Source organism: Sorangium sp. So ce295, from assembly GCF_051527405.1.
Taxonomy (GTDB): Bacteria; Myxococcota_A; Polyangia; order Polyangiales; family Polyangiaceae; genus Sorangium; species Sorangium cellulosum_B.
In genome coordinates this window covers 8624424-8638617 of record NZ_CP150324.1, presented here as the reverse complement: position 1 = coordinate 8638617, position 14194 = coordinate 8624424, and the positions used below count along the sequence as shown (strand labels likewise).

At 71.5% G+C, this 14194-nt stretch carries 12 protein-coding genes; 7 read left to right on the top strand and 5 right to left on the bottom strand.

Translation table 11 applies throughout. The features are described 5' to 3' along the window. Nucleotides 1-15: 15 nt before the first annotated feature. Complete coding sequence (locus WMF11_RS32680) at nucleotides 16-1191, bottom strand: hypothetical protein (RefSeq protein WP_437973529.1); 1176 nt, start codon at nucleotides 1189-1191, stop codon at nucleotides 16-18. A gap of 42 nt (nucleotides 1192-1233) precedes the next feature. Between WMF11_RS32680 and WMF11_RS32675 the strand changes: the two genes are divergently transcribed. Then, complete coding sequence (locus WMF11_RS32675; protein ID WP_437973528.1) at nucleotides 1234-4083, top strand: ATP-binding protein; 2850 nt, start codon at nucleotides 1234-1236, stop codon at nucleotides 4081-4083. Between the two features lie 65 nt (nucleotides 4084-4148). Next, complete coding sequence (locus WMF11_RS32670) at nucleotides 4149-4637, top strand: acyl-CoA thioesterase (RefSeq protein WP_012238407.1); 489 nt, start codon at nucleotides 4149-4151, stop codon at nucleotides 4635-4637. A gap of 10 nt (nucleotides 4638-4647) precedes the next feature. On the opposite strand, the gene WMF11_RS32665 is transcribed toward WMF11_RS32670, so the two are convergent. Then, entirely contained in the window at nucleotides 4648-5385 is a 738-nt protein-coding gene (locus tag WMF11_RS32665; protein WP_437903165.1) for a M15 family metallopeptidase, read from the bottom strand. 211 nt (nucleotides 5386-5596) lie between these two features. Then, on the bottom strand, nucleotides 5597-5992 hold the full coding sequence (locus WMF11_RS32660) for a VOC family protein (RefSeq protein WP_437903163.1): 396 nt from the start codon (nucleotides 5990-5992) through the stop codon (nucleotides 5597-5599). A gap of 147 nt (nucleotides 5993-6139) precedes the next feature. Here WMF11_RS32660 and WMF11_RS32655 point away from each other — a divergent pair, with 147 nt between their 5' ends. From WMF11_RS32655 to WMF11_RS32640, 4 genes are all read left to right on the top strand, one after another. After that, on the top strand, nucleotides 6140-6346 hold the full coding sequence (locus WMF11_RS32655; RefSeq protein WP_437903162.1) for a hypothetical protein: 207 nt from the start codon (nucleotides 6140-6142) through the stop codon (nucleotides 6344-6346). A 472-nt stretch (nucleotides 6347-6818) separates the two neighbouring features. Continuing rightward, complete coding sequence (locus tag WMF11_RS32650; protein ID WP_437973527.1) at nucleotides 6819-7556, top strand: DUF2378 family protein; 738 nt, start codon at nucleotides 6819-6821, stop codon at nucleotides 7554-7556. Nucleotides 7557-8369: 813 nt separating this feature from the next. Beyond that, nucleotides 8370-8816, top strand: a complete 447-nt coding sequence (locus WMF11_RS32645) for a gamma-glutamylcyclotransferase family protein (RefSeq protein ID WP_437973526.1) — start codon at nucleotides 8370-8372, stop codon at nucleotides 8814-8816. Nucleotides 8817-8931: 115 nt separating this feature from the next. Then, nucleotides 8932-10692: an ATP-binding protein gene (locus tag WMF11_RS32640; RefSeq protein WP_437973525.1), complete on the top strand. Its 1761-nt coding sequence runs from the start codon at nucleotides 8932-8934 to the stop codon at nucleotides 10690-10692. A gap of 66 nt (nucleotides 10693-10758) precedes the next feature. Here the strand turns inward: WMF11_RS32640 and WMF11_RS32635 are convergent, their stop codons facing one another. Beyond that, entirely contained in the window at nucleotides 10759-11790 is a 1032-nt protein-coding gene (locus WMF11_RS32635) for an isocitrate/isopropylmalate dehydrogenase family protein (protein WP_437903155.1), read from the bottom strand. A 165-nt stretch (nucleotides 11791-11955) separates the two neighbouring features. Here WMF11_RS32635 and WMF11_RS32630 point away from each other — a divergent pair, with 165 nt between their 5' ends. Continuing rightward, a complete protein-coding gene (locus WMF11_RS32630; protein WP_437542659.1) occupies nucleotides 11956-13014 on the top strand; it encodes a serine/threonine-protein kinase in 1059 nt (352 codons plus the stop codon). Nucleotides 13015-13185: 171 nt separating this feature from the next. Here WMF11_RS32630 and WMF11_RS32625 read toward each other — a convergent pair whose 3' ends face one another. Beyond that, a complete protein-coding gene (locus WMF11_RS32625) occupies nucleotides 13186-14052 on the bottom strand; it encodes an oxygenase MpaB family protein (protein WP_437903153.1) in 867 nt (288 codons plus the stop codon). Between the last annotated feature and the right edge of the window lie 142 nt (nucleotides 14053-14194).

Below are 14194 nucleotides of genomic sequence, written 5' to 3'. Positions count from 1 at the left end.
GCGTCGCCCTGAGGCTCAGAGGCAGCCGAGGCGGCACTTGGACGCCTGCTCGAGACAGTCCGACAGGCAGCCCTGGTAACGCTGGTACTGCGTGCTCTGCGTGGGCTCTTTACCGCACTGCGTCGCCCTGCACGCCTGGTGTCGTCGCTCGCACGCCCCCACGCACCCGGCGTTGCCGCCGGCGGGCGCAAGGCCGGTCGCGGCCGCCGGACGGGGCCCCGCCCCTGGAGACGCCGGCAGCGCGCCCGGCGCCTGCGCGGCAGGCGGATCGCTGCGCTGCGCCGGCGTCGTCCGGTGCCCCGCCGAGGCGGGCGACGGTCCGCAGCGCTCGAAGGCGCGGCGCATCACGTCCTCCGCCGAGCCGGGCGGGATCTCGCACGCCCGCGCCAGGCTCTCGATCCTGTGGTCGATCGCGGCGGCAGCGCGCGACGCGACCCCGTCCGGCCGCGCCGCTGGCGGTGGGGCGCCCTTCTGCGCGGCGCTCGCCGACGCGGCGCTCCCGCGCGCCGCGTCGTCACCCGGCGCGCTCGACGCCCTGCCGATGAGGAAGGCCACGATGAGGCTTACCGCCACGAGCCCCAGGGCGGCGAGCGCGAGCCGCGGGTCGATGCGGCGCGGCTGGCGCGCCGGCGCGCCGGCGCGCGGAGAGCCGGCCGGGAGCTGCGCCGGCCCCGCGGCGCCGGGCGGCCGCGCATTCGCGGGCTGCGGCGCGGTGACGTTCGGTGTCCGCGGGGTGGGCACGATCGACGGCGGCGCCAGCGTCGCGGCCTCCAGGGGAGGTGATGGGGCCACCATCGGCGAGAGGTTCGGCAGCGGCGCCGGCCGGGGAATGTCGGTGTGCGCCGGCTCGCTGGACGCGGCGGACGGCACCGTCGGCGTGTCGGGCCACTCCACGAGCGGCCTCGCCGCGCGGAGGCGCTCGACGAGCGGCCCGAGCTCGCGGCGCTGCTCGAAGCGGCGGACGAGCTCGTACGCCGCTCCCTGGATCCCCCGCTCCCAGGGGATGTCCGGCACACCGAGCTCCTCCGCGAAGCGGCGCAGCTCGACCAGGCTGAAGCAAGCCGTGATGCGCCCGCGGATCTCCGCGGCGCTGCGCGCCGTGCTCCCCGACGTCCCCGTGCCCTCGCCGTCCACGCTCGGCAGCTTACCGCACACGCCACCGAAGCCGAACCTGGTATAGGCTCCGGACATCGTGTCCGGCGCTGCGGCACCCGGGGACGTGGAGGCCAGGAGATGAGCCGAGAGGACAGTGCAATTGGCGCGGCGCCGCCCGCCCTCGCGCCGCTGATCGGGCGCGAGGCGGAGCTGTCCGCCCTGGCCCGCGCGCTCGACGCGGTCGAGCGGGAGCGCTCCACGCGGACCGTGACGCTCGTCGGCCCGCCGGGCATCGGCAAGAGCAGGCTCGTGCGCGAGCTCCTCGAGCGGCGGCGCCAGGGCTCCGCCGCGCTGCGCGTCACCTCGGGCAGCACCGGCGACATGGCGTCCGCGTACGGCGTCTTCACCCGGCTCCTGCGCGCCCGCTTCGGCCTCTCCGACGGCATGGACAAGGACGCGGCCCGCGCCGAGGTCCGCTCGCAGGTCGCGCACGTGATGGGCGACCGCAAGGTCGGCGACGTCATCTACTTCCTCGGCCAGTTCATCGGGCTCGCGTTCGGCGACAGCCCGCTCACCCGCGCGGTGCAGGACGATCCCGCGCAGGCCGACCTCATCCGTCGCGCCGTCCTGAAGGCGTTCCTCGAGGCGGACGCCGTCCACGGCCCCCTGTGCCTCATCTTCGAGGATCTCCACGCGGCCCACGACGACTCCCTCGCGCTCCTGCGCTACCTCATCGAGTACCTCACGGGCCCGGTCCTGATCGTCTGCGCCGCCCGCCCGGAGCTGCTCACCCGCCAGGAAGACTGGGGCAAGGTCGGCGACCGGCGCCACGCGCTCCTCGAGCTCACGCCGCTCGGCGAGGCCGCCGCGGCGGAGATGGCGAGGGCGCTGCTCGCGCCCTGCGCGCCGCGCGGGAGCGACGATGTCGTCATCACCGACCTCGTCGACGATGTTCGGCGCGCCGAGCCGCAGTCCCAGCCGGGCGTGCCGTCGGAGCTCGTCGAGGCGGCCTGCTCCTTCGCGAACGGCAACCCGGCGCTGCTCGAGCAGATGGTCCGCATCTGCCACGAGCAGGGCGTGATCGAGGAGCTCTCGCCCGACTCCGCGGGCGGGCCGCGCTGGCGCGTGCACCTCGGGAAGCTGTCGACGGCGCGCCTGCCGATGACGGTCGAGGACGCCGTGAACGTCCGCCTCGCCGCGCTCGATCACGACGGCCGGCAGCTGCTCGAGCAGGCCGCGACGATCGGCCCGGTGTTCTGGAGCGGCGCGCTGTTCGTCCTCGGCAGGGCCGGCAGTCAGGCCCCCGACCTGTGGGGGGAGGAGCAGAGCGACAAGGATCTCGACCGGATCAACGCCGCGCTGCGCTCGCTGTGCGACCGCGGCTACCTGCGCAAGCAGAGCGAGTCGAGCTTCGCCGGCTCGGACGAGTACGTGTTCGTGCACGCCAAGGAGCGCGAGGCGCTCCAGAAGCGGATGAGCGCCGCGGCCCAGCGGCGGTACCACCACGCGATCGCCGAGTGGCTGGAGCAGCAGGTGGCGGTGCGCGCGAGCGAGGAGCTCCTCGCCGAGCTCGCGACGCACCGCGAGCGCATCGGCGACGCGGTGCGGGCGGGGCTCTCGCTGCTCGACGCCGGGGACGTGGCGCGCGGGCGCTACTCGAACGCGAAGGCGGCGGAGTACTACGCGCGCGGGCTCTCGCTGCTCGGCGACGCGCACGTCGCGCGGCGCATCGACGCGCTCCACGACTACGGCGACGTCCTCCAGCTCGCCGGGCGCATCGACGACGCGCTCGCCGCGTTCCGCGAGATGCTGACGCTCGCCTACCGGCTCGACAACCGGCGCAAGGGCGGGGCGGCGCACAACCGCATCGGGCGGCTCTACCGCGACAGCGGCTCGCTCGACGAGGCCGGCAAGCACCTCACGACCGCGCTCCGCCTCTTCGAGGGCGCGCGGGACGAGCGGGGGATCGCCTCGACGATCGACGACATCGGCAAGCTGCACTGGCTCCGGGGCGAGTACCAGGAGGCGCTGAAATGGCTGCGCGACGCGCTCGCCCGCCGCGAGCGGATGGGGGATCGCCGCTCGATCGCGCTGTCGCTGAACAACCTCGGCCTCGCCCTGCAGGACTCGGGCGAGTTCAAGCAGGCGCTCAACACGTTCGAGCGGTCGCTCGCGATCCGGCGCGAGATCTCGGACCTGCTCGGCGTCGTGATGAGCCTGAACAACCTCGGCATGATCGCGCAGGACCAGCGCGATCACCGCCACGCCCTCGAGCTCTTCGAGGAGGCGCTGGAGGTGGCGCGGCAGGTCGGCGATCGGAACAGGACGGCGCTGATCCTGACGAACATCGGCGGGACGCTCTACCGGAGCGGCGATCCCGACGAGGCGGTGCGCGTGCTGCAGCAGGCCGAGGAGCTCTGCGACGAGCTCGGCGACCGGCTCGGCCTGGCCGAGGCGCGGCGCGCCCTGGGGAAGGCCTACATGCTCCGGGGCGATCTGGAGAAGGCGCGCGACTCGATCAGCCGGGCGGTGGACCTGTTCGCCTCGGTCCGGAGCAAGGTGCACCTCGGCATCGCGCTCCGGACGCTCGGCGAGATCACGGCGGCGGGCGGCTGGGGCAGCGCGCACACGAAGAGCGCGCGCGCCTATTTCGCGCGCTCGGTGAGCATCTTCGAGGAGACGGGGAACGAGCTCGAGCTCGCGCGCACGTTCCAGGCCTACGCGCGGTTCCTGACGACCGATCGCAGCTTCGTGGCGAACATGGCGGCGCGGCGCGAGGCGGTGGCGATGAACGAGAAGGCCGAGGCGATCTTCGCGCGGCTGAAGGTCACGTCGGTGCGCCTGGAGGACGAGCCCACGCTCCCGACGGGCCCGCCGGGCCAGTCGGTCCCCACGAAGTCGTCGGTCAGCGCGAGCCCTGGCCGCTCGCCGGTCCCCGAAGAGCCGTCGTCTTTCCCGAGCCCAGGCAGGGCCTCGACCTCCAGCTGAGGCCGGGCGACCCGGGCGGGCCGGCGTGCTCTGGCGCGGGGGGGCGCCCGTGATACGCATGCCGGGTGAAGGCCCCGCACGAGAAGCGCGTCTCCGAGTCGGTCACGACGATGACCGAGTACGTCCTGCCGACGCACACGAACGCGCTCGGCTCGATCTTCGGCGGCCAGGTGCTCGCGTGGATCGACCTGTGCGCTGCCATCTGCGCGCAGCGGCACACCGGCAGCGCGGTCGTCACCGCGGGCATCGACGACCTCTCGTTCGATCATGGGATCAAGGTCGGTCAGGTCGTCCGTCTGGCCGCGCGGGTGACGGCGACCTTCCGCACGTCGCTCGAGATCCTGGTGTCGGTCGAGGGGGAGGACGCGATGACGGGCGCCATCTGGCCCATGGTCACGGCCTTCGTGACGTTCGTGGCCGTCGACGCGTCGCTCAGGCCGACCTCGGTGCCGCCGATCCTCCTCGAGACGGACGACGATCGCCGCCTCGCCGAGGCCGCGGCGGAGCGGCGCGCGCGGCGGCTCTCGCGGCGCGGGGGCGGCCGCGGCGCGTGATCGCCGCGCGCTACTTCTTCTTGATCCGGTCGGGATCCCCGAGGAACTCGAAGTGCATCGTGTCCTCGAGGTCGTCGTGGCCGAGCCAGTCGAAGCCGTAGCGCTCGAACGCCTTGATCCAGCAGCGGGACAGGGCCGTGCGCTCGTAGGCAGAGCGCTTCTTCTCCTGGCACAGCGGGCTCGTGGGCCACGGGTCGACGCAGCCGCAGCACGGATTCCGGTCGGGATCGATGTCGATGGCGATGCCGAAGAGGTGGTTCGAGATCTCGGCGCCGCGGTAGCTGTTCGCCGTGCGGAACCCGCCGACCGCGCGCGGCGTGTAGCGGCGGGACTTGCGGGTGCACGTCGAGCGGATCCGCTTCTCGACGCAGTGGAGCGCGGGCGCGATCTTCTCGTGGACGGAGAGCGGGAGGCCCATGAACTGCACGTTCGTCGCCTGGGAGTGGGCGCTCTCGGCGTTGTGGCGCCGCGTCTCCTCGGTCTCGACGTGGCCGTAGTGCTCGGCGAGGTAGCGGACCGCCTTGGCGTGCTTCTTCGGGTTGAGCATCCCCTTCTGGACGAAGGTGCGCCGCTTCAGGAACTTCTGCGGGCTCTGGACGCGGCACTCGTAGCTCTTCGCCTTCTTTCCCCGGGCCGGCTCCTTGGCCTCCGCGACGGGCCCGCCGCCGAGCCCCGAGGGGCCGGCCGCGAGCAGGGCGATCGCTGCTGCCACGAGCAGGTGCACCCGTGTCCGTCCGTTCGCGTTCACGGCCGGAGGTTAAGCAGGCCGCGTCAGGCGCGGCAAGGACTTGCCGTAAAAGCCTGTCAGGAGAAGCACCGTCAGGGGCACGAGCGCATTCTCGCGGCGGCCGGCGCGGCGCGTCGCTCGCGATCGCACGGTCGGTGTCGGCTCATGGGGTGAGCTGCGGCGAGCTCATGGGGTGAGCTGCGGCGAGCTCATGCGGTGAGCTCTCGCGAGCTCATGGAGAGCCCCAGGGCGAGCAGATCTCCACGAGGACGCCGTTCAGGTCGCGCACGTAGGAGACGCGCTGGCCCCAGGGCTTGTCGTGGGGTTCCGACACGGGGGCCGCGCCGGCCTTCACGGCGCGCGCGAACGCCGCGTCGACGTCCTCGCTGGTGACGATGATCTCGAACCCGGCGGGGCGCTCGCCCGGCCTGTTCTTCGCGAGCTCCGGGAGGCCCTTCTGGGCGAAGTCCTCCTGCACGAACCCGAGGGGCACCCTGCCCTTCAGCTCGCAGTAGTCGTTGTCGCTGGAGACGAAGCCGCGCTCGAAGCCGAACGCGCGCTCGTAGAACGCCGCGGCTTCCACCGCGTCGGGCACATAGACGATCACGCCACCCAGTCCTGTGTTCATGAGGTCCTCCTCGGGGGGTCCTGCCCCACGCGCCGGCATCCTAGGGCGGCGCTGCTGACAGCGTCCGGTCAGCAGCCTCGCTCGATGGACGGCGCGAGCGAGGCGCGGAGCTCTCGCGCATGAACCCCCCTTACCACGTTTCGATCGATGGCAGAGCACGACGCCTGGTCGAACCAGAGGCTCCCCACGCTCGGCGCCGAAGTGCGGCTTCTGCGCGGCGAGGTGCGGCTTCTGCGCGGCGAAGTGCGGCTTCTGCACGCGCGCCACGTCCAGGTCGAGCGCGTGGCGAGCGCGCAGGCCCACCTCGTCGCCCACCAAATTCATCGTGGGCAGGCGTACGCGGTGCTCGCGTGAAACCGCCGCCGCTCGACGGTCCTTCAGGGCCGAGGAGCGTCCAAGGCGCGAGCAAGGCTCCGCCAGCTCGGCGCTCCCGGTGCGTCAACGCGAGCCTCACGGCGCGTCTTGGGGCGTAGTGACGCGAACTTCAAGGCACATCGAGGCGAGCCTCGAGGCAACTTGACGCGGGCCTCACGGCGCGTTGACGCGGTGTTCCTTCGGCTTGGGACGCTGGCGGGTGTGTGCCGCCGCAGACGCGTGGGCTGGCCTGAGCGGAGATGAACGCCGTCCCGGTCATCTCCGCGCGGTTGCACCGCTGAACCAGCGTTTCATCCATGCAAGGGAAATCTGGCATGAACCCCTTGTTCACGCGGTGACTCGTTCATTGAGCGGTCGGCATGGCCGTTGCTAGGTGGATCGCGTGCCCTTCGCTGCGGTGGTTGCCGCAAGCGGCCTTTGTGTTGAGTCTTTTTTTTGCGGCGAGCTCCCTATGAAAGAGGTCCGCAGCGACCAGCGCCGGCAAGCGAACGAGACGCCGATCCCCAAGAGCGGTGTCATGCGCGCCGTGCCCCGAAGCGTCGCGCCGCCGAGCGCACCGTCCACAGAGGGGCTGCTTGTCGGGCCGAACGGAGCTTCGTTCGAGGTGCGTCCTTCCGATCCGCTCCTCGGCAACATCGACATCGACGTCGTGGTGGCGGGGGTCCCCGAGTCCTACGCGATGAAGGGGATGTTCTTCAACGCGCTGGCCGCGACGCTCGGGGAGCGTTTCGCGCAGGTGGTGTCGACGTTGTCGAGCCCGCCGAGGGGTGGGCTCTACCTGCCGTTCTCGGACTATCCGACGCGCGATTTCTTGCGCCTCTACGACGCGGCTGCGCGGCTCTCGCACCCGAACCGGAGCTCGCGGGAGGGCTACCGTCGCCTCGCGCGGCAGCAGGTCGGGGCCTTCAGGGAAAGCGCGCTCGGCCGGATCACGATGCACCTGGCGACCGATCCGGGCGCCGCGCTGATGCGCTACACGGGCAGCCTGGGCGCGCTCGTGAAGGGGCCGCTGGCCAGGGCGCGGCAGCTGGGGCCGTCGGAGGTGCAGATCGACATCAGCTGCCACCGCGGTACGCTGGAGTACCCGCTGGGGAACTTCGAGGCGCTCGTCATGGGGTATGGCGCCAAGCCGACCATCTCGGTCGAGGTGCGAGGGGCGGAGACGCTTCAGTTCCTGGTTAGCTGGTAGCCCACGAGAGGCCCGCGCCGGCGGGAGGGTCCACGCGGCGGGGGCGGGTGGGCGCTCGGCCATCCGCCAAGACGGGGGCCGAGGCGCTTGCGCTGAGAACACCACCCGGCATGTCTCCCTTCGGGCCATGCCTGCTGGGACGTTATGTTGCGCGCCACACAAGGCGCGCCTGGGACGTGGAGCCCCCTGCGACCTTATGGCACCTCGGTCGGTGCTCGCCGCGCCCACCCGCCCCCGCCGCGTGGACCCTCCCGCCGGCGCTACGGTGGTGGGGGGAGGGGGATCCGGGGGCGGCCCCGACGTCGATGCGGGTCTTCCGAGCGTGCTTGCGGTAAGGCCGGTGCATCAGGGCGGGTGATTCAAGATCTATCGAATCGCGACGAATGGAGTCGGCTTGCGGCCGCCTGGACGACATCGGCGATAATAAAGAACATCGTTTCAACACGAGTTGATCGAGAATCGCTGTTGATGGATCGAGGTCGCCTCCCGAGAAGGTGAATGCTCGGCTGGATGAATGCGGCATTCGCGCTGGACAGGAGAAATGTCGGGCTGCTGCGCAACATTGCGCTCGAGTTATTACGAACGCGAGCGTCAAGCGAGCATGGGGCACTGTCGGCAGTGGTGGAGGCGCCTTGGAATTGGCGGATCCTCCACAAGAACTGCAGCTCTCCAGAGGTACACAGGTGCAACATTCCTCTGGGACTACAGTCTCGCCACGGCCTCGCCTGCGTCGCTCCGAGCAGCCTTGCGCTCGCGCCCTCGCTTTGCGAGCGTCGGAGCCGGGCCGCAGAGCCCGTCCCGAGGACCACGCCAATGACGACCCATGAGATGGTGCTCTTCGTTTACGACAACCTCATGAAGGGCGAGGAGCAGCACGAATGGCTCGCGACAGCCCGCCCGCTCGGAGAGGCGACCACGACCCCCGAGTACGCGCTCGTCGATCTGGGCACGACCGGCGCTCTCGTCCAAGGCGGGCTCGTCGCCGTGACCGGCGAGCTCTACGCCATCGCGCCGGCCGCGCTCGCCGCGCTCGACGTCCACCGTGGACACCCGATCTTGCACCGGCGAGCCCCCGTCCGCCTCGCCGGCGGGCGGGAAGCCCAGGCATACCTCCTCTCGATGGAGCAGGCGGCCGGGTGCCGGCGCGTCCGCGAGGGCGACTGGCGGAAGCGCCGCGGCGCGCCCGGCGCCGTGCGGGCCCGGGACAACAGCCCGCTCGTGAGCTGGGCGAAGCGCCGCTTTGACCCGCCCCCCCGATGAGCGCCACTCACGCGAGCCTCCGCCCGCTCGGCCGTTCCGTTCGACCGGTACGTCACCCCATCCGCTCGAGCGGCACCTCTCCCAGCAGATGCTAGGCCAAGGCTTCGAGGGACGCGTGACGACGATCTCGGCGAACGACCAGCTCTCCGCCGCGAACGGAGAGCTCGCTCCCGCGGCCCAGCTGGCAGAGGCGGTCGTCGAGGCGTGCGCCGCGCTCGCCGGGACGCTCGACCCGCAGCAGATCCACAACACCATCGTCCAGCAGGCGGTCCGGCTGCTCGGCGCCGACATCGCGCTCCTCCACGGGGTGCGCTCGCCGACCGAGCGGGCGCTCCATGTCCGCCTGCTCGCCTATTCCGGCCTGCCCGGCGCGCTCGCCGGCGCGCTCGACGATCTCACGAGCACCCCGTCCCTCGTCCTGCGCGCCGCAGAGAGCTGCCGCATCGAGCACACCGCGGCGGATGCGGCGGTCATCGAGCGCCTCTCCGACGTCCGCGCCCTCGACGCCTGCCTGAGGCCGTGCTGGGTGATGGCGGCACCCCTGCTCGGCGCCGGGCGGCCGTTGGGCGTCCTCACCTGCGCCTTCGGCGAACGCAGCCCGACACCGCACGAGCTCATCCCGCGCGTCCAGGCGCTCGGCGCCCTCTTCGCCCTCGCGCTCGGGTCCGCCGAGCGCGAGGTCGACAAGCGAACCGAGCTCCACCACCGCGGGCCCGACGACGCCGGCGGCGCGAGCTCTCCGGCGCAGCAGCGCGCCGAGGCCCTCCTCCGGGACGCCCAGACCGCGCGCCGGGAGGCAGAGGACCGGCTCGCGGCGGAGCAGCAGTGGCTGCGCAGCATCATCGAGGACTTCCCCGTCGCCATCGCCGTCTTCGATGAGCGCGGAAGACGCTCGCTCGTCGCGAGCCGCCGCTGCGAGCTGCTCTGCGCCGGCCCGCACCCCCTCATGACGTTCGGGGCTCCCCAGCACGCGCGCCTGTGCGAGCCGACCGGACGGCCGCTCTCGCACCACGAGATGCCCCTCGTCCGCGCGGCGCGCGGCGAGGGGACGATCTGCGCCGAGCTGTATCTCCAGAGGCCCGACGGGACCAACATCCCCGTCGTGGTCAGCGCAGGCCCGGTCCGCGACGACCAAGGGGTGATCCTGGGCGCCATCGCCAGCTACGAAGACATCACCCATTTCATGGAGCGCGAGCGGCTCCGCGAGGAATGGCTCTCCATCGTGGCGCACGATCTCAAGCAGCCGCTCACCGCGATCACCGCGTGCGCGGGCATGCTGTCGCGCCGATCCGGAGACGCCGGAATCCAGGCGTGGAGCGGGAAGATCCTTGCCAGCGTCCAGCGCCTCGAGCGGATGACCGAGGACCTGCTCGACGCCTCCAAGCTCGAGGCGCGGCGCTTCTCCCTCGATCGGCGGCCGACCGATCTGCGCGCCCTCCTCCACGCCGCCGTCGAGCTCGCTGCTACGGAGCGGCCGGAGCGCGCCGTCGTGCTCACCGCCGCCGACGACGTGCCGCCCGTCCACGCGGACGCGGCGCGCATGGACCAGGTGCTCGGAAACCTCCTTCTCAACGCCGCCAAGTACGGCGACCCCGAGGCGCCGATCCGCGTGACGCTCTCTCTCCGCGACGCCGAGCTCGAGGTCGCCGTCGAGAACCGCGGGCCCGGGATCTCCCCGGACGAGCTGCCGAGGCTGTTCCAGCGCTTCCAGCGGCTCTCGTCGGATCCATCCAGGAGCCGCCCGCCCGGCACGGGGCTCGGGCTCTACATCTGCAAGGGCATCGTCGAGGCGCACGGAGGCAGGATCTGGGCGCAGAGCGAGCCGGACGAGACGACGTCCTTCCACTTCACGCTCCCGCTCTCGCGCGGCGGCTGAGCCCGCGGGCCACCACGGCCTGCGCCGCGGCGAAGGCGCGAGGACAGCCGTGATGACGTCGCCCGCTCAGCCGTTCTTGATGCGCGCCACGATGGCGTCGGTGAGCGTCTTCGTGTCCGCCTTGCCGCCCAGATCGCGGGTGCGGACCCCGTCCAGGTTCAGCGCCCCGTCGATCCCGGCGCGCAGGCGGACGGCGAGCTCCCGGTGGCCCACGTGGTCGAGCATCATCGCGGCGGCGAGCATGAGCGCGATCGGGTTCGCCACGCCCTTGCCGGCGATGTCCGGCGCCGAGCCGTGCACCGCCTCGAAGATCGCGGCGTGCTGGCCGATGTTCGCCCCCGGCGCCATGCCGAGGCCGCCGATGAGGCCCGCGATCTCGTCCGAGAGGATGTCCCCGAAGAGGTTCGTCGTGACGATGACGTCGAACTGCCACGGGTTCAGCACGAGCTGCATCGCGCACGCGTCCACGATCCGCTCGTCGGTCGCCACGCGGCCCTCGTAGCCCTTGCTCACCTCGCGCGACGTCTCCAGGAAGATGCCCGTGAGCGCCTTCATGATGTTCGCCTTGTGGACGATGGTGACCTTCTTGCGGCCGTTCTTCTCGGCGTAGTCGTAGGCGAACTCGGCGATGCGGCGCGAGCCGACCCGGGTGTTCACGCCCGAGCCGATCGCCACCGCGTGCTCGTCGCTGCCGATCGGGATGTAGTGCTCGAAGCCGACGTAGAGGCCCTCGAGGTTCTCCCGCACGAGCACGATGTCGATGTTCTCGAAGCGGCCGCCCGGGATCAGCGTCCGCGCGGGGCGCACGTTGGCGAAGAGCTTGAACTCCTGCCGCAGGCGCACGTTGGACGAGCGGTACCCGCCGCCGATCGGCGTCTCGAGCGGCCCCTTGAGCGCGAGCTGCGTGCGGTGGATGCTGTCGAGCGTGGCCCGCGGCAGCGGGTCGCCCGCGTCCTTGACGCCGGCCATGCCGGCCACGCACGTCTCCCATTCAAAAGGCGCGCCGAGCGCGTCGAGGGCGCGCAGCGTCGCGTCCACGATCTCGGGGCCGATGCCGTCGCCGGGGATGAGGGTCGCAGGGTGCTTCTGTGAGGTCACGGGCTGTCTCTCGATCTCGGGGTGAATCGTCGCGTCGACGAGGAAAGGCGCACGCATAGCCGAGGTGCGTGCCGCGATCCACCTCGCCGGGAGCGGCGCCGCGCGCCGCCCGCCCGCAAGTCCCTTGAGGATCCCCGCCCCCGCCGCCATCATGACCCGGGTCCCATGATTTGCCCGCGCTGCCACCGCGCGTACACCGATCGCTCGTACGGCTTCTGCCCCGACGACGGCGCGCGCCTCGTCCAGTCGCTGTCGGCCGCGCCGCCGCCGGCGCAGCCGACGCGGCAGTTCGGCGCCATCCTCGAGGATCGCTATGTGATCCAGGGCTTCATCGGCGCCGGCGGCATGTCGCGCGTGTACCTCGCGGCGGACAGCCGCACGAAGGAGCAGGTCGCGATCAAGATCCTGAACCGCAGCTTCGCCGCCGATCGGGCCCAGCGCGAGCGGTTCCTCCGCGAGCTCGAGGCGGCGGCCGAGCTCGGGCACCCCAACATCATCCGGGTCCTCGACGCGGGCGAGCGCAAGGACGGGTCCCCGTTCATCGTGCTCGAGCTGCTCACCGGCGAGTCGCTCGGCGTCCTGCTCCGCCGCGAGGTGGCCGTGAGCGAGGCCGTCGCGCTCCCGCTGATACGGCAGGCGGCGTCGGCGCTCGCCTCGGCGCACGCGGCCGGCGTCATCCACCGCGACGTGAAGCCGGACAACCTGTTCCTCGTCCGCTCCCAGGGCGGCCCGCGCGTGCTCAAGATGATGGATTTCGGCTTCGCGAAGCTGAAGACGGGCCCCACCACCGCCGCCGGTCTCGTGCTGGGCACGGTCCCCTACATGGCTCCGGAGCAGGCCCTCGCCGATCCCATCGACGGCCGCACCGACATCTATGCCCTCGGCGTCACCATGTTCCGCATGCTCGCCGGCCAGCTGCCGTTCTCCTCGCCAGACGACGTGGTGGTCGTCGCCCAGCACGCCTGCACCCCGGCCCCCCGGCTCAGCTCGATCCGGCCCGGCATCGATCGGCGGATCGAGGCGCTGGTCGCCACCGCGCTCCGCAAGGCCCCCGGGAACCGCTATGACTCGATGCAATCGCTCCTGGAGGACGTCGAGCGCATCCTCGGCGTCCGCCCCGGCGAGCCGATCGGCGCCCCGCTCAGGACGACCCCGGACGCCTACGAGCCGGTGAACCGCGCTGCCCGGGAGGCGCTCAAGTTCCTGCGGCGCCAGCTGCCCTGAGCCGGCAGGCAGCCTTGAGCCGGCAGGCAGCCTTGAGCCAGCAGGCAGCCTTGAGCCAGCAGGCAGCCTTGAGCCAGCAGGCAGCCTTGAGCCAGCAGGCAGCCTTGAGCCAGCAGGCAGCCGCTCGCCCGGCGCGGCGGCTCGGCTCGCCGGCCCGTGGAGCTGCGCTGGTCACCGCGCGCCGAGATCCTCGATACGGTAGCCGTCCGGGTACGTGCGGTTCCTCAGCTGAGTGAGCAGGCGCGGCGAGCGCCGGCGCGGCATGGCCCGCAAGAGCGGGCCGCGCGCGCGGAGGGCCGCCTGCACGAGGTTGCGCAGCCCGGGCGGAGGCCGCGGCAGCCCGACGGCGTCGAGCATGCGATCATCGATCATCGCATGGAGGACCGGCGCCCCGAGCGGCCGCAGCGCTCTCGGCAGCGCCCAGCCCAGCACGAGGTCCCGCGTCGCGATGGCGAGCTTCCGGTTGTCCTCCGAGAACCGCAGGTGCTCCGCCTCGTAATCGAGGTTGAACCGCTCGAACGCCTCGTAGCTCGGCGGGATATCCTTGATGTTCATCAGCGTCCCGACCTGCTTCCAGTAATGGTAGGCCGCGAGCTTCTCCTTTTCGAGCAGCGCGCGCCAGGCGAAGCGCTCGTTCCAGCGGATGGGCTCGAAGATGAACGTCGACAGCGTGTACAGGTACTCGTCGTTCGGGATGGCGTAACGCCCGTGCTGCCGGTTCATGCGCCGCAGCGCCGCCCGGCCGCGCTCGCTGTCGTATCCGTTCTCCAGCATCTCGGAGAGGATGAGGACGGTGTCGTCGTAGCGCTTCTGGGTGCGCTGGAGGAACTCCCCTGTCTGCACCAGGAGAGGTGTGCCCTTGGCGATCCCGAAGACACGGAACAGCGCGAGCTCGAGGGCGTGCTGCGTGTCCCACGGGAAATCATAGCACGTCGAGAGAAATGCGATCTCCTGATGATCCTTGACCGGATCCAGGTTTGCTTCGATATGGTCGCGGATCGCATAGCGCGATCGCGATTCGGGAGGGGCCCAGCGCATGGAAGATCTCCTGATGTGTATCCGCCCGATGACGCGTCCATTTCTATCATGCATCGCGCATCCTGGCGGAAACATCGCTGAACAGATGAAGACGTCCATCGTGGCGAGCGTGGCGACACGAGGTGAGGTGCGGTCTACCGTG

Bases quoted from the DNA above. Each gene is read 5' to 3' on its own strand.
- WMF11_RS32680 (WP_437973529.1), bottom strand. From the start codon at position 1,191: ATGTCCGGAGCCTATACCAGGTTCGGCTTCGGTGGCGTGTGCGGTAAG.
- WMF11_RS32675 (WP_437973528.1), top strand. From the start codon at position 1,234: ATGAGCCGAGAGGACAGTGCAATTGGCGCGGCGCCGCCCGCCCTCGCG.
- WMF11_RS32660 (WP_437903163.1), bottom strand. From the start codon at position 5,992: ATGAACACAGGACTGGGTGGCGTGATCGTCTATGTGCCCGACGCGGTG.
- WMF11_RS32655 (WP_437903162.1), top strand. From the start codon at position 6,140: ATGGCAGAGCACGACGCCTGGTCGAACCAGAGGCTCCCCACGCTCGGC.
- WMF11_RS32650 (WP_437973527.1), top strand. From the start codon at position 6,819: ATGAAAGAGGTCCGCAGCGACCAGCGCCGGCAAGCGAACGAGACGCCG.
- WMF11_RS32645 (WP_437973526.1), top strand. From the start codon at position 8,370: ATGACGACCCATGAGATGGTGCTCTTCGTTTACGACAACCTCATGAAG.
- WMF11_RS32630 (WP_437542659.1), top strand. From the start codon at position 11,956: ATGATTTGCCCGCGCTGCCACCGCGCGTACACCGATCGCTCGTACGGC.
- WMF11_RS32625 (WP_437903153.1), bottom strand. From the start codon at position 14,052: ATGCGCTGGGCCCCTCCCGAATCGCGATCGCGCTATGCGATCCGCGAC.